Below are 26,527 nucleotides of genomic sequence, written 5' to 3'. Positions count from 1 at the left end.
CATAAATTCTATACTTATAAATTTTGTCGATTATTAAAATATATTGACAGAAAGGAAAATAGAATTCAATTAAAACACAAAATATGTCGAAATAGGCTTAGTCCTTTTATTTAGACTAAATCAACATTAAGTTGATATAGAAATCACATTTTTTCTTTTGAATGAATTAGGCTTCGGATAAATATCCCGCTTATTATAATTGTTAAGAAAGCATAGGGGAGAGAGGTGATTACAATCAGCTTGGTCATGGCACCCAATAGGTCAAGGTTGGCTAATTTATTCCCTAAAAGCAACATAGAGCATCCAAAAATAGGAAGAAAGACTCCCCAGATATAACGATGCTTCTTGGCAGGACTTCTGTTGCCGCCATCGGTAAACATACTAAGTACATAAATAGCAGAATCCATTGAGGTAATTAAGAAGGTAAATAAAACAAGCACAACAAGTGAATTGATTATTGCCTGCATAGGATAGACTTCAAAAAAGATGAAGATAGAAGTAAAAACGTTTCCGAATTCATTATTGTAATTATCCCATTGTTCTAAACGTAAAAAGGCAGTTTCTCCAAAAGCCGTAAACCAAAAAAAGGTTCCCAAAGAGGGAATTAGCAGAATGGCAATGACAAATTCTCTAATTGTCCTGCCTTTTGATATCCGCGCAATAAAAATACCTGTAAATGGTGCCCAGGACAACCAGAAGGCCCAGTAGAAATAGGTCCATGAACTTAAAAATTCCTTTCCAGGATCGAAGGAACCCATAGCCAGACTCAAAGGAATAAAATCAATAATATATAAATACAGGGTTTTTATAAACCGGCTGAACATGAGCCACATGTCACCTTGTAAAAAAACAAATAAAAGCAGAAAAACAGCTATTGTAATATTGAATTTGGAGATGATATTAATTCCTTTGTTAACGCCGTAAGAGGCTGATATCAATGATATACTACTCACCAATATCAGAATAAATATGGTTCCCTTAAAATTTAAATCGAGTTCAGGCATCAGGTGATTTAAACCCCCGCTAATTTGAGTTACACCAAGTGCTACTGCGGCAATAACTCCAATAACTGTAATGAGAATGGTGAGAATGTCAATACTTTTGAGTAGATAGATATTGGAATTGATTTTTTTAACCGGAGCACTCATTAGAACAGGTGCTTTTTGCACATAGATATAATAACCAATGATTAAAGCAAAAAGGCCATACATGGCCCAAGGCGTAAAACCCCAATGATAAAATGTATATTCTAAAGCCAAAGAATTGGCATCATTTGAAGATTGAATAGGAGGGTTCTTTAGCATAAAAACAGGTTCCTGTACCGCTCTTAAAATCAAACCCGCTCCCATACCTGCACTAAACAACATCGCTGACCATGACCATAGGTCATATTCAGGTTTGTCATCCATGTTTCCCAGCTTTCTTTTTCCGATTGGCAATATGGCCAGGACGATCAAAAGCAAAACACAGGCCAAGCCCAAAACAAGATAGAATTGCCCAAAGTATTCTCTGACCCATAGGGATACTTCAGAGATAGTGGTTATAGCCCGCAGTGGGTCGAGCGAAATCCACAATGAAAATAGAAATAAGATGAATATAGACCAGCCTAAGAGGTTGTATTTAATAAATTGCTTTTTTAGGCTTTCCATTGAGATGTAGAATCATTTTTAATTTGAGGAAGCATAAAAGTAACACAATTATTATAGATTAAAAATGGGTTTAATATATTGAAAAATCCTGTATGTAGAGAAGATCTCAGAATACAGGATATTGATATATTATTTGTTTAAGCGAATTGATCTAGTTGATCTGATGAATATTGGCTTCTCCAATGACTATGCCTCGGTTCACCATCGGACTTCCTTTGTAGTGTATGGATGCTTCACCATAGGCAGTAACTTTTAATTCATCGGTAACGTTAAGTTTGACTTTCCCTTCGCCATATGCGGTTACTTTGGCGCTGGTGTTTTTAACACCAAAAGTATTTATTTCACCTTCACCATATGAAATAATGCGCTGGCGTTTGGCGATGCCCTCTTTGACTTCTAAATAAGACTCACCATACATAGTAGTGTAGAATTTTTCTACATCAATTTCACTCAGGTATACTTCTGATTCTCCATATATTTTAAGCGTCAATTCTTCGCCTTTCAAAACACTTTTAACTTTATGGGTTTCTTCTCCCCTTAAAGAGATTTCTTCTAAATCTTTAAAATATACTTTTGCAGAAACGACAGTTCCGTGATAAATAGCATCCTTTCCTTTATAATCGTCATAAACTACCTTTTCTGATTTTGTGTAAACCTTGGCATCATCAAGATAAATGTGCAGGGTATTTCCTTTTACTTCAACGTTGAGTTTGTCCATAGACACATCGATGTTTTCGATTACCACAGATTCTGTATCTGCTCTTTCAAAAATCACTTCAATATGAGGACTGATAATTACTTCATCGAATGAAGAGACGTCATAAGTTTTGTTCTGGGCTTCGGTCTGTTGTATTCCTAGCAACATGAAGGTTGCAATAAGCAAGGTTAAGTAGGATTTTTTCATGAGATTGTTGTTTTTTGTTAATTGTTTTAGACCAATTTTTGATCATTGGTTTCTATAAAGATATCCATAAAACAAAATTGTTACAGTTACACTCTTAATTATCGATAAAATAATTAAAAATCAGCGTGAATAACAAGATCTCTAATTTATCGTGTCAATTTATTTTTTGGTCATAGATTGAACACCTTCCCAGTTTTCATCAATCTCCTGAGTGATAAGGTGAGCTGCTCTATTAAGAAAAAGTTTGGCAGTAAGATCTTTAGTGTTTTGTTTGTATATCTGTTGAAAAGTTACCGCAGACATCGCGAATTCTTTATTAAAATAAAGTTCCATTCCACGGTTAAAAGTGCCCAGGGTCCTTAATTTATGATTGTAAAGTGTTTTTACATCCCCATTAATGCACTCGTATAATTTAACAGGTTTTTTCTTTCCTATTACTTGTACAGGGCCTAAATATCTAAAATTAAACTCTTCAGGGTTTGTAAGATTGGTCATGCATTTTCCTGTCATCAGTATGGATGTTCCGAAGTGCTTCGACAGACCCTCAATTCTCGAGGCTGTATTTACTGTATCAGAAATGATAGCCGCATCAAGTCTTTCAACATCCCCGGTAATCCCCATGATGAGGTCTCCATTTTGCATCCCTATACCAACTCTTACAGCTGACCTTTTCTTTTTTAGTCTAATTTTGTTGTAATCGTCAAGCGTCTTGTGCATCTCAATCGAAGCCCTTAAGGCATTTTGAGAACCACTAGGAAAGAGTGCCATAAATCCGTCTCCCAAGTATTGCATAATAAACCCTTTATTTTTTCTAATGACAGGGCCCATTCTCTTGTTAAAAGAATTTATAAACAGAAAATTATCCTTAGGACTCAATCCTTCAGAAAGCGACGTGAATTCCCTGATATCTACAAACATCACGGTCACTTCTTTTTCAGTCAGGTCGCCTAATGATACTTCCGTAAGTCTGTTTTTCCCCAAGGATTTAATAAATTCAGTCGGCACAAATTTCTGGCTGACCTGGTGAATTTTTTTGATGGCTTCCTCTCTTTCTTGGGCTTCTTTAAGTCCTTTTTGGAACAATTGTGCACTTTCAATGGCAACCGCTGATTGTAATGAAATGGTGGTCAATAGTTTTAATTCGGCTGCTCTGAATTCTCTTTCTTCGGCATGTCCTAGGATGACCATTCCTAGGGTGCGGTTTTTTACTTTTAATGGCGCGTACATCATGGCTTTTAAATGACGTAAGGCCGGGTTTTGTTGTATTCTTTCAACATCTACAATTGCTGAGGTTCCTTTTATGATGAGCTCTTTTAAAAGATGATTTTGCTCCTCGATGTTTTTGGCTCTTTTAGCATCTTCCCCAAAGGCTGATAGAATGATAACTTTGTCAATATCTGTATCCAATAAAAGAAACATACCATGTGTGGTGTCAATGATCTGAGAAGCTTCTGTCAGGGCCATTTCTGCAATTGACTTCACTTCAATTTTTTCAGATAATTTTTCACTAAAATCATAGATCATATTGATTTCACGATACAAACCCAAGACTTCATTTCCAATATTTTTTTTCTCAAGGTCTTTTGATACCAATGTATTCAATAGGTTAACAATGATACTTGCTTTTTCTTCATTGGCTACTACCTGCCCATAATCAAGATCATGATCTTTGAGTGTCAGGTGTAGTGAATAATTAGTATCGTTACCCCACATTAAAACAGCATTGATATCAAGGATGCTGAATTCCAAGTCTAATTCTTTAGACAATTGTTTCAGCAGCGTATCAGTTCTAATATCCTTTAAGATATGTTTGAGCGCTCTTACTCTTGTTCTTACTTTTTTATCGAGGGTTATCATGTTTATATTTTCAGTACTTCTTCAGCAATAGAGAGCATCTCATCTGGATCAAAGGGCTTGGTCATATAGCGGTCAGCTCCCATTTCTAATCCTTTTTGCCGGTCTACTTCTTGTCCTTTAGCCGTCAGTAAAATGATATAGACATGAGAAAGTTTTAATTCTTTTTTTACTTTTTGACACACTTCCATGCCATTCATTTTTGGCATCATCACGTCTAGAAAAACAAGATTTGGTTCTTCTTTTTGTATCAGCTCCAGGGCTTGTTCCCCATTTTCGGCAAGCAAAAGTTCCACTCCTTCATCTTCGAGATCCTCAAGAGTTTGTTCAATGAGCATTCGGATATGTGCTTCATCATCTACGATTAATATTTTTTGGTCCATGTGCAATTCAATTTTTATTTGTTTTAGTTTTTCTTTTATTCATAAATAAAGAACATTGTGTTTTCCATGCCTTTTTGACCTTTTAGGTCTTTGATAATCTTTTGATCGGCATTATGAACAGAGTTTAGCATGATGATATCTGGCTTTGATTCAGTGGCATTTTTCAACAGGTTCTTGGGGTCACTTTCCATAACCTTATAGCCTCTGGCACTCAGTACGTCAGAAAGTGTCTTAACCGCCGATGTATCGTCATCAACTACTAATACTTTTTTCTTGGACACACCTTGTTCAAGTAGTTCATCTACTTCATGGAAGAGCTGCTCCGTGTTAATCGGTTTGGTAAGGTATCTGTCAACCCCAATTTTTAATCCACGCTCTTTGTCTTGAACAATAGATAAAATAATGATGGGAATGTCCATGGTTGCCGGATCGTTCTTCAAAACCGCTGCCACGTCAAAACCATTAATTTCAGGCATCATAACATCTAATATAATTAGATCAGGTTTTGAAAGCCTTACCATGTCAAGAGCTGCTTTTCCATTGGCCGCTTCTTTTACCTGATATCCGGCATCACCCAATTCTTGCCTCAAAAGAGACCTGATTGGGGTGTCATCATCAACCACTAAAATGGTAGGCACCTGCTTAACATTAGTCAGAGAAGAATGCTTGATTTGTTTTTTCAGGCTATTAAGAATTCTATCGAGTTGTATGGGTTGCTCACTGCTACCTTCACCCATCACTGGCATGGTAAAGAAGAATGAACTCCCAACACCATGTTCACTTTTCATCCAGATAATACCCCCATGATGTTCTATAATTTCACGACAAATAGGTAGGCCAAGTCCGGTGCCTTTTGGTTTGTCGGTAAGCGTGTCTCCGGCCTGACGGAATCTTTCGAATATTTTATGTCGGTCTTCTTCTGCTATTCCAATACCAGTGTCTTGCACCTCAACCATGATTTGTGCATTATCGATATAAGCTTCAACTGTTACTTTACCTTTGTCGGTAAACTTAACAGCGTTTGAAAGCAGGTTAATTACAACCTGGATTAATTTATCTTCATCTGCACTAATCAGCGGTAAGTCTGGAGAAATGTTTTTTACCAATTTCAGGCCTTTTTCCTCAAAAAGGGCAGACGTGCTTGCAATGGCCCGGCTGATTACATCCTGAAGGAAAATAGGCCGCATATGCCATTCCATTCTTCCTGATTCAATCTTAGCAAGATCAAGCACATCATTAATTAGGTTTGTCAAACGTTCTCCTTCAGAAACAACAACATTCAGGTTTTCACTGACCTGTTTCATAGTGCGTTTTATCTTTTGGTCATCAACAGTTACCGCCGGGAAAACTTTATCTTCTAAACGCTTTCTAATGATTTTAGCAAACCCCAAAACAGAAGTTAGTGGTGTTCTTAACTCGTGACTTACCGTTGATAAAAAGGCCGATTTCGCCTCATTGGCATCTTCAGCTTTCGCTTTGGCCTCTTTCGCTTCTTCATATAATTCAGCATTGTGCAAAGCCACTCCAACATTAATGGCAATAGTACTCAACAATCTTTCGTCTTCACTCGTAAATCGGCTGGCCTGTTTGGTGCTTTGGACACTTAAAACGCCAATAATGTTATCTTCAACAGGAATAGGTACGCCTAAATAAGACATAACATTCTTTCCAGTTTGTTCCACGCCAATTTTATCATACGTCGCGCTAATATCAGTATCGTGATTAATGAGCATAGAGTCTCCCGTTTTAATGATACTAGAAGTAAGGCCCTCTCCGTATGGCATAGGAGGCATGGCATCACCCTCTTGGTAAGGGAAATTTATAAACTCTTTGTCAGTATCCAATAAGGCCAAATAGGTAATGTCTGATTTAAAAAGATTTTTCATTTGGTTACCCACCATTTGGATTAATTCACTAAGCTCCAATTTTTGCGTTAATGCCTGGCTTACTTCATTTACTGTTGCTAATTCATCCAGTCTTTGATGAACTTCTTCCGTTCTTTGGTTCACCTTATCTTCTAGAACCTTTTGTTGGTTGACCAGTATTTTTGTTCTAGACCTGACGATGGTATAGATTAGTAAAATGAACCCAAGAATATAAAGAGCGTAGGCCCATAAAGTTTTATACCAAGGCGGCGTAATAGAAAAACTAGCCATGGCTTCATCGCTTATATCACCAAATACATTTTTGGCTTTGACTTTAAAGTCATAATCACCAGGAGGTAAATTGATGTATTCCCGTGTAGCCTTTTTAGTCCATTCTGACCATTCCTTATCTAGCCCAGCCAAATTAGTGCTGTATTGCATGTCTTTTTGGCTAATAAAGAATGGTGCGGCATAGTCTATAGAAACTGAGTTTAAATCAGCGGTAATTTTCAATTTATCTGGAAAATCAATTGAACCTGCATAAATAAGAGAGTCCCCGGCAATTGTCACGCTTCTGATAGCGACATCGAATTTGCCTGTAAAGTTTTTTTTGAGATCGCCTTCATAGCGAACCACTCCATCCGGACCTGAAAACCAAGCAATAGTATTCGATTCAGTAGAGGAGGGGTCGACATAGATGGAATAGATGTTCCTGTTTTTTAGTTCTTTAAAAGATTGTGTATTAAATTCGTAAGTATCGTCATTGTTTTTAGTCGCCACAGTGATTCCATGACCTATACTAAACCAGCGACGACCGAGGTGATCTGTATGTAAGGGAATTCCATCTCCTCTTTCTCCTTCCCATTTTATGAGTTCATCGAAGTATAACTTTTTTTTCTCGAAAACATCTTTTTCTGAATTATAAGTATAAGTACTTTTTGAGTCCCTATCCATCACAGCAATTTCATTTTCTGTATAACCCCAAAAGCCAAAATCTGAATCTGGAAGCCCTTTATCCGCACCATAAACGATTGTATCAGATTTTGAAAAATCCATTTTCCCATCTGTCATAATAGGTAATAAAAGATTTATTTCCCCGTCATTATCAGAATTGACCCAGATTCCTCCTTGTTTCCTTTCTAAAATATCTCGTCTTCCTCTGTAAGGGATGTATGATTCTTCCTCAAATTCCTGTGATTTATCATTAAAGTAAAAACTGGCCAAGCCGTCATTGGTGCGAATCAATAGTCTTTTTGGGTCTGAAACAGATAATTTTAAAAAGTTGACTCTAAAATCATAATTGTCATTACTTCTAATGGTTCTAAAAGATTTACCTATAATTTCGATGAGTCCAAGGCTACCTGAACCACTATAAAGCCTCCCATCTTTTTCTAAAAAATTAGCAAATTGACCTGCAGTACCTTCAACCAGAATCAGTTCTTTATTCTTTTCATCTAAATAAAACACGCCATTATTTGTGCCTAAATACAGCATCCCTTTAAATCGATAAGTAGAAAAAACCACCTTTGTAGATAGCCCCATGTTTGTGTCAAGTACCGTTATGGAAGAATTGAGGTTCACTTTTGAAATACCATTAAACAAAGGCATCCAAAGCACGCCTCTTGAATCCAGATAAACGTAACTCGTACTCCCATCTTGTAGTCCATTTGCTGTGGTATATTTTTGGATAAGTTTTCCGTTATGATCTATTAGGTAGGTTCCCTCCGCAAAAGTGTTGACGATGAAATTACCATTTTCAAGGGCAATACCTGGCAAATAAATAGCTTGTAGTACCTCTGGACTTAGATCTGTTTTGAAAGGTTTGAATGATTTTCCATCATATAAAAAGAACCCCATTAATCTGGAACCAAGGAGCACTTGATGGTCATCATAGGGTAAGATTAAATAGACTCTCTCATTTGCAAACATTTCACCTCCCGGTACCACTTCAAAAGTGTCATCTTCAGTCATATAGCACAATCCTCTATTCCAAATTCTGATATAATAAACATCATGAACGATCTTCCCTACATGAAATGCATCCTCCGAAACAATCACTTTCATTTTATCGCCATCCCAAATGTAGAGTCTGTTGGTCGTTCTGAAAATGATACGATTTTTATAATAATCTACCTCCCAAACAGTTCCAAATGATTGATATTCTTCTGGGATTTTATCTTTTAGTGAAATAAATTTCATTTCACCTTTAGAATCAGGTTCTAAATATCCAAGATCTCCTTGGCCTCCGGCATACATAATTCCGTTATCATCGTAAACCATGCATCTCGCGCCTCCTGTTGATTCAACAAGTTTCCAGTTGACACCATCATATTGCAATATTCCATCACCATTTGCAAAATACATATTACCTTTCTTATCTTCTAAAGCCCACCAGTTAACTGGAGCCGCTTCATAATTCTGATACGAGTAATTCGTAACCATTGGTCGGCCTATTTGTTCTTGCGCAAGTAAAAAATTACTGGAAATCAGGTATAATAATAAGGTTAATGTGAGCACAACATGTCTCATGAATTTGAGGTTAGTCGAATGTATCATAGGTAGAGAGAGAAGAAGATTAGGTTAATTGATTGCTTCTAATGCTTACTAAAATACAAATTTATTTCTTATGGTTTGGGACTGAACGTTTTAATACACATTCTTCACACCGCTGAAGCTTGTTCTAAATTCTGATGGGGTACAGTTTTGGTATTTTTTAAAAATGCGATTGAAGTTTGAAATATTATTAAATCCGCAGTCGTAACAAATGGTCGTGATATTTTCATTACTCTCAATCAACATTCTCGTGGCTGACCCTAATCTAATTTCAATCAGAAATTCCACAAAAGACTTTCCTGTTCTTTGTTTAATTAACCTACTGAATGAAATGACCGTCATATTAATTAATGCTGCCACTTCTTCAATTTTAATTTTTCGGTGATAGTTCTCTTTTAAAAAACCATATACTTTCTCTATTCGTTCACTATTGTAAAAGTCATTTTGATTTTGAAAAGACATGTTTGTAAGATAGGTCTGATCTCTTGAAATAGCCAGATCATATAGCAAGGATTGGAATTGAAGGAAACTGTCAAACCCGTTTGTTTTACTCAAGTTATGGATCTTTTTTTCTACTTGAACTATTGTTTGTTTAGAGAATAATATGCCGCGATTTGCATTCTGTAAAAGCGTTTTCACAACCTTTAATAGATTTCTGTCTAAGAGGGTTTCACCGAAAACATCTTTTGAAAATTGAATTGTTATTTCATGAAAATCTTGCTTTCCAGAATTCTTATAGTTCTCCCATCCATGATACAAGTTTGGCCCGGTTAACACCAATTCCTTTTGAGCAATTTCATCTATATGATCCCCGACAATTCTTCTTGCACCTTTAGCATTTTGGATATAATTTAATTCAAATTCTGGATGGAAATGTATAGGAAAATTAAACACTTTTCGCTTCCGATCGAATATCAAAAAACAGTCGTTTTTTTTTAGTGGCGTGATCTCTCGATGGATATTTTCTTTTAAGTCGCTCATAATTAATTATATACTAAACGATTTGTGCACCTTTCCATTAGAAGCTTTGTTTTTTATAAAAAAACGCATTTTAAAAGCATAAGAATAGTGGGTTGTAATAGTATTATTTTGTGTTGTAAAACTACTTGTTTGCGACGGGATTCAGGTCTAAATTTGAATAAAATTTTGAGAAAAGCACTTTGAAATCAATTTAAGGGGCTTTGAATCAAATCATTCTATAATTATGATTTTGAAATACAATATCAAAACAAGCTACTATTTACTATTGATCCTTTTTTTATCAAGTCAACCTTTCAGAGGGCAAAACGATGATTCAGCAGATAAGCATAGTTTGCGAAGTGATTTACAGATGATAAAAGGCAAAGGCATACTTTTCGGTCACCAGGATGATTTGGCTTATGGTGTGGGATGGGAATATATTCGGGGCGAATCAGATGTAAAAAGAGTATCAGGTGATTATCCAGCATTATTTGGATGGGAACTTGGTGGCATTGAAAGAGGCGATCAAGTGAATTTAGATAAAGTACCTTTTGATACCATGCGAGATCTTACCATTATGGGAGATCAGATGGGAGGAATTAACACCTTTAGTTGGCATCCTTATGCGGCAACAAAGGGCGAAAGTTCTTGGGATAAAGAGGCTATAGTAGTGGAGCATATTATTCCAGGCGGTTCTCATCATGAAGCCTTTAAACAACATTTGGATAAAGTGGCTTCTTTTTTTAATCAGTTAAAAGATAAAAATGGGCAAGACATCCCGTTTATTTTCAGACCCTGGCATGAAATGGATGGTTCATGGTTTTGGTGGGGAGATGCAAGCTGCACTAAGGAGGAGTTTAAAACCTTGTTCGAATTCACAATTCAGTATTTAAAGGAGGAAAAAGGTTTGGACCAAATGTTGGTGGCCTACTCTCCGGATAGAAATTTTGATTCAGAAAATGATTATTTGCAATGGTATCCTGGAGATAAATACGTAGATATCTTAGGAGTCGATAATTACGGAGACCTGAAGCAAGAAAGTGACGTTGAACAAGCCATTAAAAAATTACATATCGTGATTGAGTTGGCCAATAAGAAGGAGAAAATTGCGGCTTTTACGGAAACGGGAATAGAGAATGTAACGGATGAGAAATGGTACACCCAAAGATTAGGTAAAGTGTTGGCGGACCCAATTATTGCAAAAGAAATAAGCTATGTGATGGTCTGGAGAAATGACGGGAATGTACATTATTTCTTTCCTTACCCAGGTCAAAAAGGAGAGGCTGACGCCAAGGAATTGCTCAGTGATCCTCACATTTTATTATTAGAAGATTTCAATTCATTACAATAGCATCACTTGAGAAAATAATATTATTTACAATGGATCAAACAATTTTTAAAGAAAGGCGGGCCAGAATTTTTAAAGCGCATCAGGAATTTTTAAGCAAATCAAATACAGCGGTATTTAGCACTAATGGAATCTATGAAAGGTATGAACAACCGATTTTAACAAGAGATCATATTCCATTAGAATGGCGTTTTGACTTTAATTCTGATACCAATCCTTTTTTTATGGAAAGAATAGGATACAATGCAACTTTCAATTCAGGAGCCATTAAATTGAATGGCAAATATTTATTGGTGGCACGTGTTGAAGGAAATGACAGGAAGTCTTTTTTCGCTATAGCTGAAAGCGATAATGGTATAGATAATTTCAGGTTTTGGAAACGCCCCATAAGCATTCCTCAAACTGACAATTGGGACACGAATGTGTATGACATGCGATTAACCCAACACGATGATGGTTGGATTTATGGTGTTTTTTGCACTGAGAGAAAAGATACATCTGCTCCTGAAGGGGATACTTCAACTGCCAAGGCAGAAGCCGGTATTGTTAGATCCAAAGATTTAAAGTCATGGGAAAGGTTGCCAGATTTAATCTCAACTACAGGGCAACAAAGAAACGTAGTATTGTTCCCTCATTTAATCGAAGGGAAGTATGCTTTTTTTACCCGACCACAAGACGGTTTTATTGACACAGGTAAAGGAGGGGGAGTTGGTTTTGGACTTTCTGAGACCATAGAAAACCCTGAAGTAAAAGAAGAAATTATTGTTGATGCTAAAACCTACCACACCATCTATGAAGTGAAGAATGGCCTTGGGCCGGCTCCTTTTAGAACAGATAAAGGATGGTTGCATTTGGCCCATGGAGTGAGAAATACAGCGGCTGGTTTAAGGTATACCTTATATATGTTTATGACTGATCTGGATAAACCATGGAGGGTCACACATAAACCACACGGACATTTGATTGCTCCTTTAAAGGAAGAGCGCATAGGAGATGTGTCAAATGTGGTGTTTTCAAATGGCTGGATTCAGGATGAAGATGGAAAGGTTTTTATTTATTACGCCTCCTCAGATACAAGAATGCACGTTGCCACGTCAAGCATTGACAGATTGGTTGATTATTGTATCAATTCTCCTCAAGACAACCTCTATTCTCATTTATCTGTTGAGACCATCAACAAATTAATTGATAAGAATGAATCATTATAGAACTATACACTAATTTAGGTATCAGGCATGGCTACAGAATCTATTTTAGATGAAAATATAACAGGACGTTTACTTCGTATAAAGAATGAATTTTCGGAAGAATTAGTAAGCTTGCTTGACTTTTGGTCAAGTCAGGGCCTGGATGCAACTCATGGTGGTTTTGCAGGAAACATAGATCATTATGGCCATATTAATACTAGGGCAAATAAGGGTTGCATTTTGAATACCAGAATTCTTTGGGCCTTTTCTTCGGCCTATAGAACCACCAAAGATGAGCGGTATGGGCCGCTAGCAAAAAGGGCGTATACATACATTAAGGATTATTTTTGGGATAAAGAATTTGGAGGGCTTTTCTGGGAGTTAGATTATCTCGGAAACCCCGTAGATAAAAAGAAACAAGCCTATGTACAAGGTTTTGGAATCTACGCTTTTTCTGAATACTATCGAGCATCAGGAGCAGAAGAAAGTTTGAAATTGGCAAAAGATCTCTATGCTATTTTAGAAATGAATTTTTTGGAACCAGAACACGGAGGTTATGTGGAGGCACTGACAGAAAACTGGCACGCTATAGAAGATATGCGCCTTAGTGAAAAAGATTTGAACGCTCCTAAAACAATGAATACCCATTTGCATATTTTAGAACCCTACACAAATTTATTTAGGGTGTGGCCTGATCAAAATCTTAAAAAATCGATAGCATCTCTATTGAAATTATTCTCAGATAAAATTTATAACCATGACAGTCATCATTTGCAACTCTTCTTTGATCTGGAATGGAACTCTCAATTTGAAGAAGTATCTTTTGGTCATGATATAGAAGCTGCCTGGCTTATGAACGAGGCCAGTATGGTGATTAATCAAGGTGTTCTTGATAAAGAAATTTATAAAATCACCAATGAATTAGTCAAAGCTACTTTGGCTGAAGGGCTAGATACAGATGGTTCAGTTTTTAATGATAAAAAGGGTGATACTCTAGATACCGACAAACATTGGTGGCCTCAGGCAGAAGCCATGGTAGGCTTTATGGATGCTTTTGAAAATAATCAAGATTTAGATTACCTGATGCACGTTGAAATGCTTTGGAGTTTTATAAAGAATTATATGATCGACAGAGAAAACGGCGAATGGTTTTGGCGTGTAAATGCAGCTAATATTCCGATTAGCACCGAGGATAAATTAGGGTTTTGGAAATGTCCTTATCACAATGGGAGGGCATTAATGGAATTAATAGAACGAATTGATAAAATGACAGATAAATCATGAATGAACAAATTAAATTAAAAGAAAAAATAGGTTATGGTTTTGGGGATTTTGCCTCCTCAATGTTTTGGAAGCTATTCTCCATGTTCCTCATGATATATTATACGGACGTTGTTGAAATATCACCGGCATCTGTTGGAACCATGTTTTTGCTGACAAGGCTTTGGGATGGTTTGAATGACCCTATTATGGGTATCATTTCTGATAGAACCAGAACAAGTATGGGTAAATTCAGACCCTACCTTTTATGGGTGGCCATACCCTTCGGTATTATTGGGGTATTGACTTTTTCTTCACCTGATTTTGGACCTTCCGGCAAACTGCTGTATGCCTATGTTACCTATACCATGATGATGATGGTTTATACGGCTATCAACGTTCCTTATTCTTCATTGATGGGGGTCATGACATCTGATACAAAAGAAAGAACATCCTTAGCCTCATTTAGATTTATTGGCGCTTATTCCGGAGGTATTTTTATGACTGCAACGGTACCTTATTTATTAGATTATTTTAGAAACTCGGGGGCAAATGATGCACAGAGTTATCAGTATACCGTTGGTATTTATGCGGTGCTTGCCGCGTTCTTTTTTATAATGACTTTTTTATGGACCAAAGAGCGGGTAAAGCCTCTTGAGCAAAAAACATCTATTAAAAAGGATCTTAAAGATTTGGCGAAAAATGGCCAGTGGTTTATTATGCTGGGCGCTGGAATTGCGGTATTGATCTTTAATTCATTGAGAGATGGAAGTATTATGTATTACTTTAAATATTTCGTAAAAGACCAGACTTTGGCCTACTTTGGAGAGGTCCAGTGGGATAAATTGGCAGGGGCTTATATGACGCTGTGGTTGGTTACAAATCTGGTGGGTGTTTTATTGGCAAAGCCTGCTTCCGCAAAATTTGGTAAAAAAACGGTCTTTATGGCTGCCATGTTAATCGCTGCTATATTCAGTGTGTTATTCTATTTTGTAGATCCAAATTCCATTGGAGTTATTTTTGGATTGAATATAATTATGGGAGTGTGTTCTGGAATCGTGCTGCCGTTGATTTGGTCTATGTACGCAGATATTGCTGATTATTCAGAATGGAAAACAGGAAGAAGAGCAACTGGTCTTGTTTTTTCATCTTCTTCTATGTCTCAAAAAATGGGTTGGACTTTAGGAGGTGCCATTACGGGTTGGTTATTGTCAGCCTATGGATTTGAAGCTAATGCCGAACAGACCCTGGAATCTTTGGAGGGTATTCGCTTAATGATTACCATATATCCCGCAGCTGGAGCAGTGCTATCAGCTCTATTTTTAATAAAGTACAAATTGAGTGATAATTATATGAAGGGTATTAGTGATGATCTTGACGATAGAAGAAGCTAATATTTTTCATTATCTATTGACTTTTTATAAGAAAATATAATTTATGATGCATGTAAGCAAATTTTTCATCACTGTAGTTTTTAGCCTCTTATCTATTTTCTTTTTTTATAGTTGTGCTGAAAAGAAAACTGAAAAACCAGCAAGCAGTCATAAAAGGCCCAATGTTTTATTAATTCTTACTGATGATCAGGCTTATGGCGATCTTTCTTTTACGAATAATCCAATTAGTGAAACGCCACATTTAGATCGTTTGGCAAAAGAAGGCGTCTTTTTTGAAAATTTTTATGTCAGCCCGGTATGCGCTCCAACTCGGGCTAGTTTACTGACCGGTAGGTACCATCAAAGAACAGGAGTGCAGGGCGTAACCAGGGGTAGGGAGAATATGAATTTGAATGAAGTGACCTTGGCAGACATCTTGAAAGAGAATGGCTACCGAACCGGAATTTTCGGTAAATGGCATAATGGGGCTCATTATCCTTATCATCCAATGGGAAGGGGATTTAATGAATTTGTTGGTTTTACTTCGGGCCACTGGTCGAGCTATTTTGATACCACCATAGAAAAAAACGGGAAGCCGTTTTTGGCGAAAGGTTATCTACCAGACGCCTTGACAACAGAGGCGCTAGGCTTTATAAAGAATAGTGTTGATAATGATGAACCTTTCTTATGTTATGTTCCCTATCAGACACCGCATACTCCTTTGCAGGTTCCGGATGCCTATTTCGATAAATATAAAAATAAAGGGGCAGATGATTTTAATGCCACAATTTATGGCATGGTAGAAAATATTGATGACAATGTAAACAGATTGATCCAGGGGCTTGAACAGCTCAACATAAGGGAAGAGACTATCATTATTTACCTCTCAGATAATGGCCCTTTAAATTTGAGATTTAACCAAGGATTAAAAGGCAGGAAAGGACAAATTGATGAAGGTGGTGTTAGGGTGCCTTTTATAATGAATTGGAAAGGACAAATAGAAGCAGGTAAAACGATAAATTATCCTTTGGCACATATAGATGTGCTGCCCACCTTATTGGGTATGTTAGATATTGAATACACTTCTGAACAAGTGATAGATGGAATTGATTTTAAGAACCTCTTTGAAGATGCGTCTTCCATGAAGTCAAGAAACTTATTTGCTGAATGGGGTGGCAACAAACGGATCTTATCTGAAGATTATTTGATGATCAATGAAGCCCTTTTTAATTTAAAAACAGATCCTAATCAGACTTCGGATATTCGAGAAGAATTTCCTGGCACTTATGATTCTCTAAGAAAGAGTTATGATCTTTGGATCAATAGTATTCCTGTGACCGAATCAACTAATACCGTTCCGGTGGGTTACCTTGACCACCCTGAAACGGTGTTACCGGCTAATGAAGCCAATTTATATCCTGCTTTTGAATTTAGAAAGGATAGGCGGCATACAGGAATAGCCTATCACAGTTTGCACGGTTGGGCGCATGACTGGATCGATTTCTGGACCCAAACCAGTGCTTATCCAAGTTGGAATATAGATGTGGTATCAGCAGGTCGCTATGAATTGAAATTAAAGTATGCCTTAAAATCTGAAAATAAAGGAACAAAACTCAAGATAGAAATTCAAAATAAACAAAGAATTATAGATGAGGTTCCGGTATTTGAACATTCATTATTTGAGAATCATGACAGGGTGAAGCGAACTCAAGAAGCTCCTGAGACTGATTGGAATGTTCTTGACATAGGAGCTTTTGAATTGTTAGCAGGTCAATCCGAGATAAAGATCGAAGCGGTAGAAATTCCAGGTGAAGCGTCCATAGAATTAAAGGAATTGATTTTGATAAGAGTAGATTAATTAAAATTGTAAAAAATGAATAATAAGATAGATCACATGAAAAGTTTTCTCACAATTGTGATGATGACTTTCGTTTTTATTGGTTATGCCCAGAATGGAACTGCAGGATTTGTCAAAGTAGAACAAGGAGAATTTAGAATAGATGGCAAACCTTATGTGTTTATGGGGTCTAATTATTGGCAGGGAATGAACTTAGGGGCACCTGTCTCAGGTGATGTTGAAAGACTCAAACGAGAATTAGATCATTTGCAGGCAATGGGTGTCACAAATCTGAGGGTATTAGCTGCCAGTGAAGCAGATGATGAAATGAAATTCGCCATTCATCCTGCTTTACAGACTGCACCAGGTGTCTATGATGAAGATATATGGCAAGGGCTGGATGTGCTATTGGTCGAATTGGGAAAAAGAAATATGAAGGCGGTTATGGTCTTAGGAAACTTTTGGACCTGGAGTGGGGGATTTCCACAATACTTGAAATGGAGTGGAGCAGGTGATATACCATTTCCTCAGGAGGAGGCTTATAGTTGGCAAAATTTTGTGGATTATTCTAAATTATTCTATACCAATGATAAGGCTCAGAAAATGATGAATGAGCACATCAAAAAAGTGATCAACAGGAAGAACTCTATTTCTGGAGGTTTGTATAAAGAAGATCCTACCATTATGGCATGGCAGCTGTCAAATGAGCCACGTGCCTATGATGCCCAGGAGGTATTTATATCATGGACTAGAAAAACATCAGCTTATATAAAAACACTAGATGTAAATCATATGGTCTGTCTGGGTACCGAAGGGAATACAGCTAGTAAGGATGCGGGGGTTGATGTATTTCGAGATAATAACGATCCTAATGTTGATTATATTACCATGCATATTTGGCCACAAAACTGGGGCTGGTTCGAGCCAAGTCAAGGAGAAGAAGTATACCAAGAAGCCTTGCAAAAAGTCGATGCTTATTGGGACGATCATGTGATCGCAGCCAAGTCTTTAAAAAAGCCGATTGTGTTGGAAGAATTCGGAATTGCACGTGATAATTCTTCGTTTTCACCCGAAGCAGGAACAGAATGGAGAGATCATTTTTTCGGCTATCTTTTTCAAAAAGTTACTGAGTCAATCAAAGAAAATGAACCCGTAAAAGGATTGAATTTCTGGAGTTATTCCGGAGAAGTCAAACCAGTTACGCCAGGTGCTTTTTGGAAAAAGGGAGACCCGTTTCTTGGCGACCCGCCTCATGAATTACAAGGTTGGTACGGGGTGTATGATAGTGACGAGAGCACTTTGGGTCTAATTAAGAGATACAGCGACTTGATAGAAAGGTCTAAATAACAAGGAAACTGAAGTTTTCTTTATTTTTCTTCCAGATTTTAATTTTAAATCTATTTTTGTGGCATGCTAAAAGTAAATGATATTGCCTTTGCTTACAGTGAAGACAAGCCACTATTGAAAGATATCAGTTTCTCCGTTAATAAAGGGGAGCATTTATGTGTCATGGGAGAAAGTGGTTGCGGTAAATCAACTTTGTTAAAAGTAGTTTATGGTTTATTGGATTTGCATGAAGGAGCCATTTTTTGGAACGATGACCAGGTACTTGGTCCGGCCCATCATCTGATACCTGGAATGAAAAATTTCAAGTATGTGGCTCAGGATTTTGATTTGATGCCTTATACGACTGTTGCAGACAATATTTCTAAATTTTTATCTAGAATTTATCACGAAGAGTCTAAGAAGAGAACAGATGAATTACTCGATGTAATTGAAATGGCCTCTTTTGCAGAAGTAAAAGTAAAAACACTAAGTGGCGGACAACAACAGCGTGTTGCTATAGCAAGAGCCTTGGCTAAGGAGCCAGAATTATTGCTATTAGACGAACCATTTGGTCAAATAGATAATTTTAAAAAACGTTCCTTAAGAAGAATGCTTTTTTCTTACTTAAAAGAAAAAAACATTGCTTGTATCGTTGCAACGCATGATGCAGAGGATGCATTGTCTTTTGCCGATAAAATGATCGTAATCCAAAATAATCAAATCATTGCGGCAGGAACACCACAAGACTTGTATCAGAATCCTGTCAATAAGTATGTCGCATCTTTGTTTGATGATGTAAATGAGCTTATTATAAAAGGTAATAAGACGCTGATCTATCCGCATCAAATAAAAATAGTTGAGCATTCTGAGCTAAAAGCCACGGTGAAAAACTGTTACTTTAGGGGAACTTATTTGTTGCTAGAGCTCACCTTTGAGGGAGAGAAAATCTATGTCAATCATGATCGAGAAGTAAAAGTTGATGCTTCGGTGTGTTTGCAGTTTGATGAAAAAATATAAGAGGTTAATTAATAGCGAGTTATTTATTAGAATATAGCCCCTATGCTCTATTTTTCTTTATTCGCAATGAACTTGTTACAAGTCTTCTTTTGAATCATTTAAAATCCGAACCCAACACGTACAGCAGGGTAAGTAAGTTCTTTGGAAACGTATAGTTGAGGTGAAATTGAAATGTATTTTCCTACTTCCCAGTTTACACCAAATTTGAAGGTGTCTTCATTAAACAAGTCACCTTCTTGCGATACGAGGTATCCGAATTCTACCCCTAACCAATTATCATCATCTTTGTTTTTTGACAAGTTATATCGGTAACCCAAGTTGACAAAGTGATTCAAGTCAATTGTTGAATTGTCAACAAAATCAAATAATGGAGTATAGGAAAGGTAAAATTGGTTCTTTAAAATGCCTTTTTTACCAAATCCCAAACCTATCTCTGCGGAAAGATCCATTACAAGTTCTCCTTTAATGATACTAGCTCCTACGCCTCCCTTGATAAACAACATATCTTGTTGCCCGATATATTCATCGAGTTCCTGATGATGGACCAATTGTTCATCTTTAAATGAGTAATTGTAGGTTGAAGAAAATCTACCTTGAATAGCACTTGTGGTATCAATTACTTCTTTCAATTTCTCAATTAAATCAGTAGAAATCAAGCTCTCGAGTTCATTATATTCAATGTGCAATTGGTACTTTTCTGAAAGTATTTCACATTTATTATTAAATTGATATCTAGTCTGTTTCCCATTTTTCCAAATTATTCTTTCGGCGGGCCCTGACTGCTTAATAGATAGTTTTTTATTCGGTTTATAGACAATAGAATAGGGTGGCTCAGGAGTATCCTGATTACCTTTAAGAATTTCATGCAGACTTTTTAGATCATTTTCAACACTATTAACTAAATCTGAATAGTCATAAATGCTCATACCGAGTTCTATTTTATCCTCTATTTCGACGGATACTGAATCTAGATACGTTTTTTGACCAAAGCAAGTAATACTGCTCAATATAATAAGGAGTGTGATGTATGTTGTTTTAAAGTATTTCATTTTGTTATAGGTTAATGCATTAATAATTGACAGATATGAGTTGTCACCAAGATTTTTCCTACTTAGGTTTAGTTGTAAGCGCTAATGTTCCTTTTCTATTTTGAGATCGATTTCCCCCAAATTTTATTTTCATTTTTTTCGGTTTCTTCTTTTTAGCGGATTCATTGTTACTAATTATGATGTCTGATTGATAGTTGTTTTTGATTCTGATGCTGCTAGAATCTAAAGAAGAGGAGGTGTCATTTACTGTTATTAAATTCGCCTCTGGTTCTTTTTCGACATATATGATTTGTTTTATATAAACTGTGTCAGTAATATATTGGGTTGTAACTAGGGGTTTTTGCAGTACCTTCTTCTCTATATAGATCGTGTCATTAGCGAGCTTGTAAGATGCTGCCATAGTCTCCTTATTGGTGAGCAAATTTTGTTTGTATATCATAAGATCTTTTTTTAACAAAACATTTGATTCAACCAGTTCATTTATGGCAGACTTCTGCTTCATGTTGTAGAAAGTGACTGCAGATAAACCAATAAAAAGTAAAATACTGGCAGCGGCCAAAAACCGAATATAAAGTGGCTTTACTTGCTGTTGAGGGTGAATTTGATTCCAGATCCTATTCTCAGCTTTTATGGCTTCAGCATCATAGAAATTTCCTGATTCATTCAACGCTTTTTTCACAAGTGAATCTATTTTATGCTCCTCCATAATTCTTCATTTTATTAATTTTTTTAATAATGTTCATCCTTGCTTTTCTCAACTGCGATTTTGAGGTGCTTTCAGAAATTTGCAGTAATTCGGATATCTCTTTGTGCGAATAGCCTTCTATGGCAAATAAATTAAAAACAATTCTGTAACCCGTTGGCATAGTTTCAATTATGGCGTAAATATGCTCAACATCAATATCACTTAAATCAGTATTAAATTCTCCACTTATTTCAAGTTCGGGTATAGTATCATCGTATTTAATTTTATCTCTTTTCTTTAGGAACCTTAATGATTCGTTGATCATAATTGTTTTGATCCATTTAACCAGGCTATGATCTCCACGGTATTCGAATTTTTTAATATTCTTAAATACCTTGGTAAAAGAAATAATTAATACATCTTCTACATCGTTGTGATTTGCCAATATGCGCATTGATATATTGTACATATGCTTATAGTGTGTATTGAACAAGACGCTTTGAGCAATTTGATTTCCAGATTTACACCTTTCTAAAACCTCTTTAACTTCCAATTTTTATTTTTTAAGTCTGTTTAATTCTAATAACACATTAATTCAGGTTGAAGTTGCCTGAACAAAAAAAATAATGGTAAAAATTTAATTTCATGAACTGAATTAAGGATACCACTACGGTTAACAATTTATAAAAATACTATTTGCATTAAAAGTAAATAGGTAGAACAGGAATATTTTACTTTATTTAAATTCTCGTGAAGCACATTGGCTTGAATTTCTTTTTCACCTTCTTTTGTTAAAAACTCCTGTGGTTTTTTATTGAATAAAATTGTAACTTACTAGCTCATAGTTAGATTAAAATTTTAACAAACCATACTTTAATTTTATGGAAGATAAGAAACAAGGATCCGATCCGAATTCAAAAAAAGGTTTTAGCAGGCGTAGTTTTATCAGAGGAGCTGGATTATCCACCGCAGGAAGTGTATTATTGACAACAAATGCACTTGCTTTTGAGTTTGACGAAGGCTTTTCTAAAGGCAAAGAATATGGCCCAGGAGCTAACATTATTCAAATGAAAGTTAACGGTAGAATAAAGTCTTTAAGCGTTGAACCAAGAACCACTTTAGCTTCAGCATTAAGAGATCATTTAGAACTTACAGGAACAAAAGTTGTTTGTGACCGTGGCTCTTGTTCAGCCTGCACGGTATATTTAGATGGCGTTCCAGTGAATTCGTGTATGATGTCGGTTTTTGATGTCGGAGACAAGGAAATAACTACTATTGAAGGAATCGCTAAAGATGGGGTGCTTCACCCGGTTCAAGAGGCTTTTATCGAGCATGATGCATCACAATGTGGTTACTGTACGCCAGGGATGGTAATGTCTTGTGCACATTTGTTAGACAATAATTCAAACCCAACACTTGATGATGTGAAAAGTGCTACACGAGGCAATCTTTGCCGTTGTGGAACATATCCTCATGTATTTAAGGCAACTTTAGCTGCAGCAAAAAAAACAACTTGATATGGATACGAGAAAAGAAAAATTACCACACGGTATTCCAGGACATAATTTAGGTGAAATAGAAAGAGATATCCCTATTGGAGAGCCACCAGTATGGCCCATAAATGATAAGCTAAAAATTATTGGAAAAAGAGTTGAAAGAATTGATGCCCTTGATAAGGTAACAGGAAAGGCCAAGTATACTTCTGACATGAAATTGCCAGGTATGCTTTATGCCAAGATGTTGCGATCAAAGGTGCCTCACGCAGTTATTTCATCTATTGATATCAGTCAGGCTGAAAGTTTGAAAGGGGTTCATGCAATACACCTCATAGAGAATGCAGAGGATAAAGATGGCGAGAGTAAGCATGGAAAATACCCTATGGTTAAATATGTAGGGCAACCCATAGGAGGGATAGCGGCGGAGAGTTTAGCTATTGCTAAAGATGCCCTTGCCTTGATCAAGGTAAATTATGAAGAGAAACCATTTGTTATAGATCTTGATTCTGCCATGAAAATGGATTCACCTATTGTGTTTGATGCGCCAATAGTCCAACAGGAAGATGGAGGAGATGTAGGAGAAACGCATGATGGTAGTAAAGGAGAAGGTAATGTAAGAGGACCATCTACCAGTAGCTTTTTTGGTGGCCCAAGAGGTGATTTAGAAGTGGGTTTCAGCGAAGCTGATGTTATCGTAGAAAGAACATATCGCACACAAGTGCATACACATATGCCTCTAGAAACACATGGAGTTGTTGTTGATTGGAGACCTGACGTCATGATGGTTTATGCATCTACTCAGAACACAGCATCCGTGAGAAATGAAATGGCAAGTGTTTTTGGTTTGCCTAAGAGTAAAGTACGTGTTGTCTGTGAATTCATGGGAGGCGGATTTGGCGCCAAACACAGCGCCGGTAGTTTTGGACCAATGGCTGCAAATCTGGCCAAGAAAACTGGTAGACCTGTTTGGTTAATGTTAGACCGTCAAGAAGAACATATAGCCGAAGGAAATCGTCCAAATTCAATTCAATACTTAAAAATAGGAGCAAAGAAAGACGGTACTTTAACCGGAATTCAACAGCGTTCTCATGGAACTGCTGGTGTGGCATTAGGTGCAGGTGTAGGAAGGATTGCTCAGATCCTGTATTCATGTCCTAATTTTACAACAGAGCAATACGATGTATTGACCAACGCTGGCCCTGGAGCGGCTTGGCGTGCACCAGGTAATGTACAAGGTGCTTTCGGACTTGAACAGGCTATTGATGAGTTAGCAGAAAAATTAAATATGGATCCATTGACATACAGGGATCATATAGATAAAAGTGAGGTCAGAAAAGTAGAGCGCCAAAGAGGGGCAAAACTTTTTGACTGGTCCAGACGCCAAGCCGCCGGCTCCGGTAAAGGAGTTGTTAAAAAAGGGCTAGGAGTAGGTCAATCTACCTGGCCACGATTTGTCACCTTAGATTCATCCGTGGAAGTAAAAATTCATAATGATGGAGGTGTTGAAATAAGATCCAGTGTTCAGGATATTGGTACCGGGACTAAAACGATACTTGCCCAGGTAGTTGCTGAAGAGTTAGGCTTGGAAGTAAAAGATATTACGGTCAATATAGGAGATACCTTTTTTCCTGTAGGACCCGGCTCGGGAGGTAGTGTTGTAACCGGTTCTATTACGCCGCCAACACGTAATGCTGCTTTTGAAGCAAAGAAAGAACTATTGAAACTCGTTGCAAAGAAATGGGAAACAGATTCTTCTGAACTTTCTATAGCCAATGGGGAGGTAAGCAGTAAAAAAGATGCAGCGCTTAAAATGTCATTTAAGGATGCCACTAAATTGATGCGCACAAGTCAGATCAGTAAGGTCTCGAGTCGTTCAGATGATTATGGCGGATTTCAGCAACCCTGGGGTTTAGCCTATGGCGATTTAGGAGCCGTTCAATTTGCGGAGGTTAGTGTGAATACCGATACTGGATTTGTAAAAGTAGATAAGGTTGTAGCGGCACACAGTTGTGGAAGACCTCTTAATATAGGTCAGTTAGAAAGCCAGATTAATGGAGGAATTATCCAGGGTGTTTCTTATGCATTGTATGAAAACAGGGTAATGGATAATAGTACTGGCCATATGATGAATGCTAATGTAGACCAGTATAAGACTCCTTTCTCTATGGAAATTCCTGAGATTGAATCTATTATTGTAGAAGAGTATACGGGACGTTCATCAACAGATGCCTATGGCATTGGAGAACCCGCAAATATTTCAACAGCAGCAGCGATTGCCAATGCTGTTTATAACGCTATAGGGGTAAGAATTTATGAAATACCTATTACTCCTGCCAGTATTCTAAAAGCATTAAATAAAGTATAGCATGAGACTAGTAAGATAAAGTCTCTTAAAAACGAAGACATGAATAAATTTAGTTGGTATGAAGCCAAATCTCTTGAAGATGCGCTACAACAAGTAAATTCAACAGTATCTGAACAACTGTATGAGCCTACTAAGGGAGCCGCGGTATTCAAATCAGGAGGAGTTGATGTATTTGATTGGGCAAAAGAAGGTTTGCTTTCACCGGAAAAAATAATCAATATTAGGAATATTCCTGGTCTTGACCAGATCAGTTATGACCGGAAAGAAGGAATGCGTATTGGCGCGAATGTAACCTTGGCTGATATTGCTTCGAATGAAGAAATCAAATCAAATTATTTGGCCCTTCATCAAGCAGTAAATGATGCAGCCACACCGCAATTGCGCAATATGTCAACCCTGGGAGGAAATATTGTGCAGCGAAACCGTTGTTGGTATTTTCGATCTGCCGATCATCAATGTTTTCGCAAAGCTGGAGACCGATGTTTCGCAAGACATTCTGAAACAGGTGAAAACGAAAATCACGCCATCATTGATAATGGCTCTTGCGTAAGTATCCATGCTTCTTCTATTGCTACAGCACTTATGGCTTTTAATGCCAGTGTTGTAATTGTAGGTGCTGATGGGAAAAAGAAAGAGGTTCTAATGGATGACTTTTTTGTATCTGCAGGAAAAGATATATCCATGGAAACCATCTTGCAAGCCAAGGAGATTATTACGGATATTATGCTTCCTGCTCCTTCAAAAAATACAAAAAGCTTTTATATTAAAAATGTCGCACGTGAATCATATGACTGGTCTTTGGGAGATGTTGCAGTAGTTATGGAAGTTTCAGGAAACACCTGTAAATCAGCCAGTATCGTCTTAGGCGCAGCCGCTCCGGTTCCGTATCGCTCAATGCAGGCTCAGGAGGCTATGGAGAAAAAGGATATTAACCAGGAGAATGCAATGGCAGCTGCTAAAGCTGCGATGAGTATAGCACGACCTCTTTCAAAAAATGCATATAAGGTGCCCTTATTTGAATCGATTATTAAACAAGCCATTTTAGAAATCACCTAGTTATTCAATCTATGAAATCAAAAAATAATATATGTAAATTCCTTCGGGCCAGAAACCCATATGGGATGATGGAAGGAGGCGATCAGCCCTGGCTATTATTAGATGATGCCAATACAATCTGCTGGTGTATTCAATCAGCCGGAGCTTCGGGCCCTGACAATGGTTTGGTATCGACTTCAGGATGTAAGGAGGGTAGAAGCTGTTTTGTTTCAGATTAGTACTATTATTAAGCTATTCAATACAAGAACAATTCATGTAAACTAAGTTGTCGGTTAAGATTCTTTCATATTAAATAAATGCAAGAATCGATCGGTTATTAGTGTGAATTGACGTAGTCTATACAAATAAACTTCAGCTCCT

General features: G+C 37.0%; 20 protein-coding genes. 11 read left to right on the top strand and 9 right to left on the bottom strand.

Features of this window, described 5'->3' with window-relative positions; all coding sequences use genetic code 11:
• Positions 1–143 precede the first annotated feature (143 nt).
• From QWY87_RS06105 to QWY87_RS06080, 6 genes are all read right to left on the bottom strand, one after another.
• The gene (locus QWY87_RS06105; protein ID WP_290289495.1) at positions 144–1,649 is read right to left on the bottom strand and encodes a BCCT family transporter; all 1,506 of its coding nucleotides are present in this window, start codon (positions 1,647–1,649) and stop codon (positions 144–146) included.
• A 151-nt stretch (positions 1,650–1,800) separates the two neighbouring features.
• On the bottom strand, positions 1,801–2,553 hold the full coding sequence (locus QWY87_RS06100; RefSeq protein ID WP_290289493.1) for a head GIN domain-containing protein: 753 nt from the start codon (positions 2,551–2,553) through the stop codon (positions 1,801–1,803).
• Positions 2,554–2,712: 159 nt separating this feature from the next.
• Positions 2,713–4,410: an adenylate/guanylate cyclase domain-containing protein gene (locus QWY87_RS06095; RefSeq protein WP_290289491.1), complete on the bottom strand. Its 1,698-nt coding sequence runs from the start codon at positions 4,408–4,410 to the stop codon at positions 2,713–2,715.
• Positions 4,411–4,412: 2 nt separating this feature from the next.
• Positions 4,413–4,790 (bottom strand): response regulator transcription factor, encoded by a 378-nt coding sequence (locus tag QWY87_RS06090; protein ID WP_290289489.1) that lies wholly within the window; start codon positions 4,788–4,790, stop codon positions 4,413–4,415.
• 35 nt (positions 4,791–4,825) lie between these two features.
• Positions 4,826–9,184 (bottom strand): response regulator, encoded by a 4,359-nt coding sequence (locus QWY87_RS06085; RefSeq protein ID WP_290289487.1) that lies wholly within the window; start codon positions 9,182–9,184, stop codon positions 4,826–4,828.
• A 117-nt stretch (positions 9,185–9,301) separates the two neighbouring features.
• A complete protein-coding gene (locus QWY87_RS06080; protein ID WP_290289485.1) occupies positions 9,302–10,189 on the bottom strand; it encodes an AraC family transcriptional regulator in 888 nt (295 codons plus the stop codon).
• A 229-nt stretch (positions 10,190–10,418) separates the two neighbouring features.
• Here QWY87_RS06080 and QWY87_RS06075 point away from each other — a divergent pair, with 229 nt between their 5' ends.
• The 7 genes from QWY87_RS06075 (at position 10,419) to QWY87_RS06045 (ending at position 19,516) form a co-directional block, all read left to right on the top strand.
• Positions 10,419–11,519 (top strand): glycoside hydrolase family 26 protein, encoded by a 1,101-nt coding sequence (locus QWY87_RS06075; RefSeq protein WP_290289483.1) that lies wholly within the window; start codon positions 10,419–10,421, stop codon positions 11,517–11,519.
• Between the two features lie 29 nt (positions 11,520–11,548).
• Positions 11,549–12,724: a glycoside hydrolase family 130 protein gene (locus QWY87_RS06070; RefSeq protein ID WP_290289481.1), complete on the top strand. Its 1,176-nt coding sequence runs from the start codon at positions 11,549–11,551 to the stop codon at positions 12,722–12,724.
• 27 nt (positions 12,725–12,751) lie between these two features.
• A complete protein-coding gene (locus QWY87_RS06065; protein WP_290289479.1) occupies positions 12,752–13,987 on the top strand; it encodes an AGE family epimerase/isomerase in 1,236 nt (411 codons plus the stop codon).
• A complete protein-coding gene (locus QWY87_RS06060; protein WP_290289477.1) occupies positions 13,984–15,357 on the top strand; it encodes an MFS transporter in 1,374 nt (457 codons plus the stop codon). Before QWY87_RS06065 ends, QWY87_RS06060 begins: the two co-directional genes overlap by 4 nt.
• 43 nt (positions 15,358–15,400) lie before the next feature.
• Positions 15,401–17,194 carry an arylsulfatase gene (locus tag QWY87_RS06055; RefSeq protein WP_290289475.1) on the top strand — a complete coding sequence of 598 codons (1,794 nt, stop codon included), beginning with the start codon at positions 15,401–15,403 and terminating at the stop codon, positions 17,192–17,194.
• Between the two features lie 15 nt (positions 17,195–17,209).
• Positions 17,210–18,520, top strand: coding sequence for a glycoside hydrolase 5 family protein (locus tag QWY87_RS06050; RefSeq protein WP_290289473.1), 1,311 nt, complete (start codon positions 17,210–17,212; stop codon positions 18,518–18,520).
• A 63-nt stretch (positions 18,521–18,583) separates the two neighbouring features.
• Positions 18,584–19,516, top strand: coding sequence for an ABC transporter ATP-binding protein (locus QWY87_RS06045; RefSeq protein ID WP_290289472.1), 933 nt, complete (start codon positions 18,584–18,586; stop codon positions 19,514–19,516).
• 98 nt (positions 19,517–19,614) lie between these two features.
• Here QWY87_RS06045 and QWY87_RS06040 read toward each other — a convergent pair whose 3' ends face one another.
• From QWY87_RS06040 to QWY87_RS06030, 3 genes are read right to left on the bottom strand one after another with little or no spacing between them, the layout of a single operon-like run.
• On the bottom strand, positions 19,615–20,565 hold the full coding sequence (locus tag QWY87_RS06040; protein ID WP_290289470.1) for a hypothetical protein: 951 nt from the start codon (positions 20,563–20,565) through the stop codon (positions 19,615–19,617).
• A gap of 58 nt (positions 20,566–20,623) precedes the next feature.
• A complete protein-coding gene (locus QWY87_RS06035) occupies positions 20,624–21,271 on the bottom strand; it encodes a hypothetical protein (RefSeq protein WP_290289468.1) in 648 nt (215 codons plus the stop codon).
• Entirely contained in the window at positions 21,258–21,803 is a 546-nt protein-coding gene (locus tag QWY87_RS06030) for an RNA polymerase sigma factor (RefSeq protein WP_290289465.1), read from the bottom strand. Before QWY87_RS06030 ends, QWY87_RS06035 begins: the two co-directional genes overlap by 14 nt.
• Positions 21,804–22,131: 328 nt before the next feature.
• Between QWY87_RS06030 and QWY87_RS06025 the strand changes: the two genes are divergently transcribed.
• The 4 genes from QWY87_RS06025 to QWY87_RS06010 are packed head-to-tail and all read left to right on the top strand — an operon-like array spanning position 22,132 to position 26,385.
• Positions 22,132–22,767, top strand: a complete 636-nt coding sequence (locus tag QWY87_RS06025; protein WP_290289462.1) for a (2Fe-2S)-binding protein — start codon at positions 22,132–22,134, stop codon at positions 22,765–22,767.
• Position 22,768: 1 nt separating this feature from the next.
• Positions 22,769–25,111, top strand: a complete 2,343-nt coding sequence (locus QWY87_RS06020; protein WP_290289460.1) for a xanthine dehydrogenase family protein molybdopterin-binding subunit — start codon at positions 22,769–22,771, stop codon at positions 25,109–25,111.
• A gap of 39 nt (positions 25,112–25,150) precedes the next feature.
• On the top strand, positions 25,151–26,167 hold the full coding sequence (locus tag QWY87_RS06015; protein ID WP_290289458.1) for an FAD binding domain-containing protein: 1,017 nt from the start codon (positions 25,151–25,153) through the stop codon (positions 26,165–26,167).
• 11 nt (positions 26,168–26,178) lie between these two features.
• Entirely contained in the window at positions 26,179–26,385 is a 207-nt protein-coding gene (locus QWY87_RS06010; protein ID WP_290289456.1) for a hypothetical protein, read from the top strand.
• Positions 26,386–26,527: the final 142 nt, after the last annotated feature.

This window comes from Lutimonas halocynthiae (genome assembly GCF_030409835.1).
Lineage (GTDB): Bacteria > Bacteroidota > Bacteroidia > Flavobacteriales > Flavobacteriaceae > Lutimonas > Lutimonas halocynthiae.
Note: the sequence above shows the minus strand (reverse complement) of the source record. Positions and strands in the feature narration are given on the sequence as shown.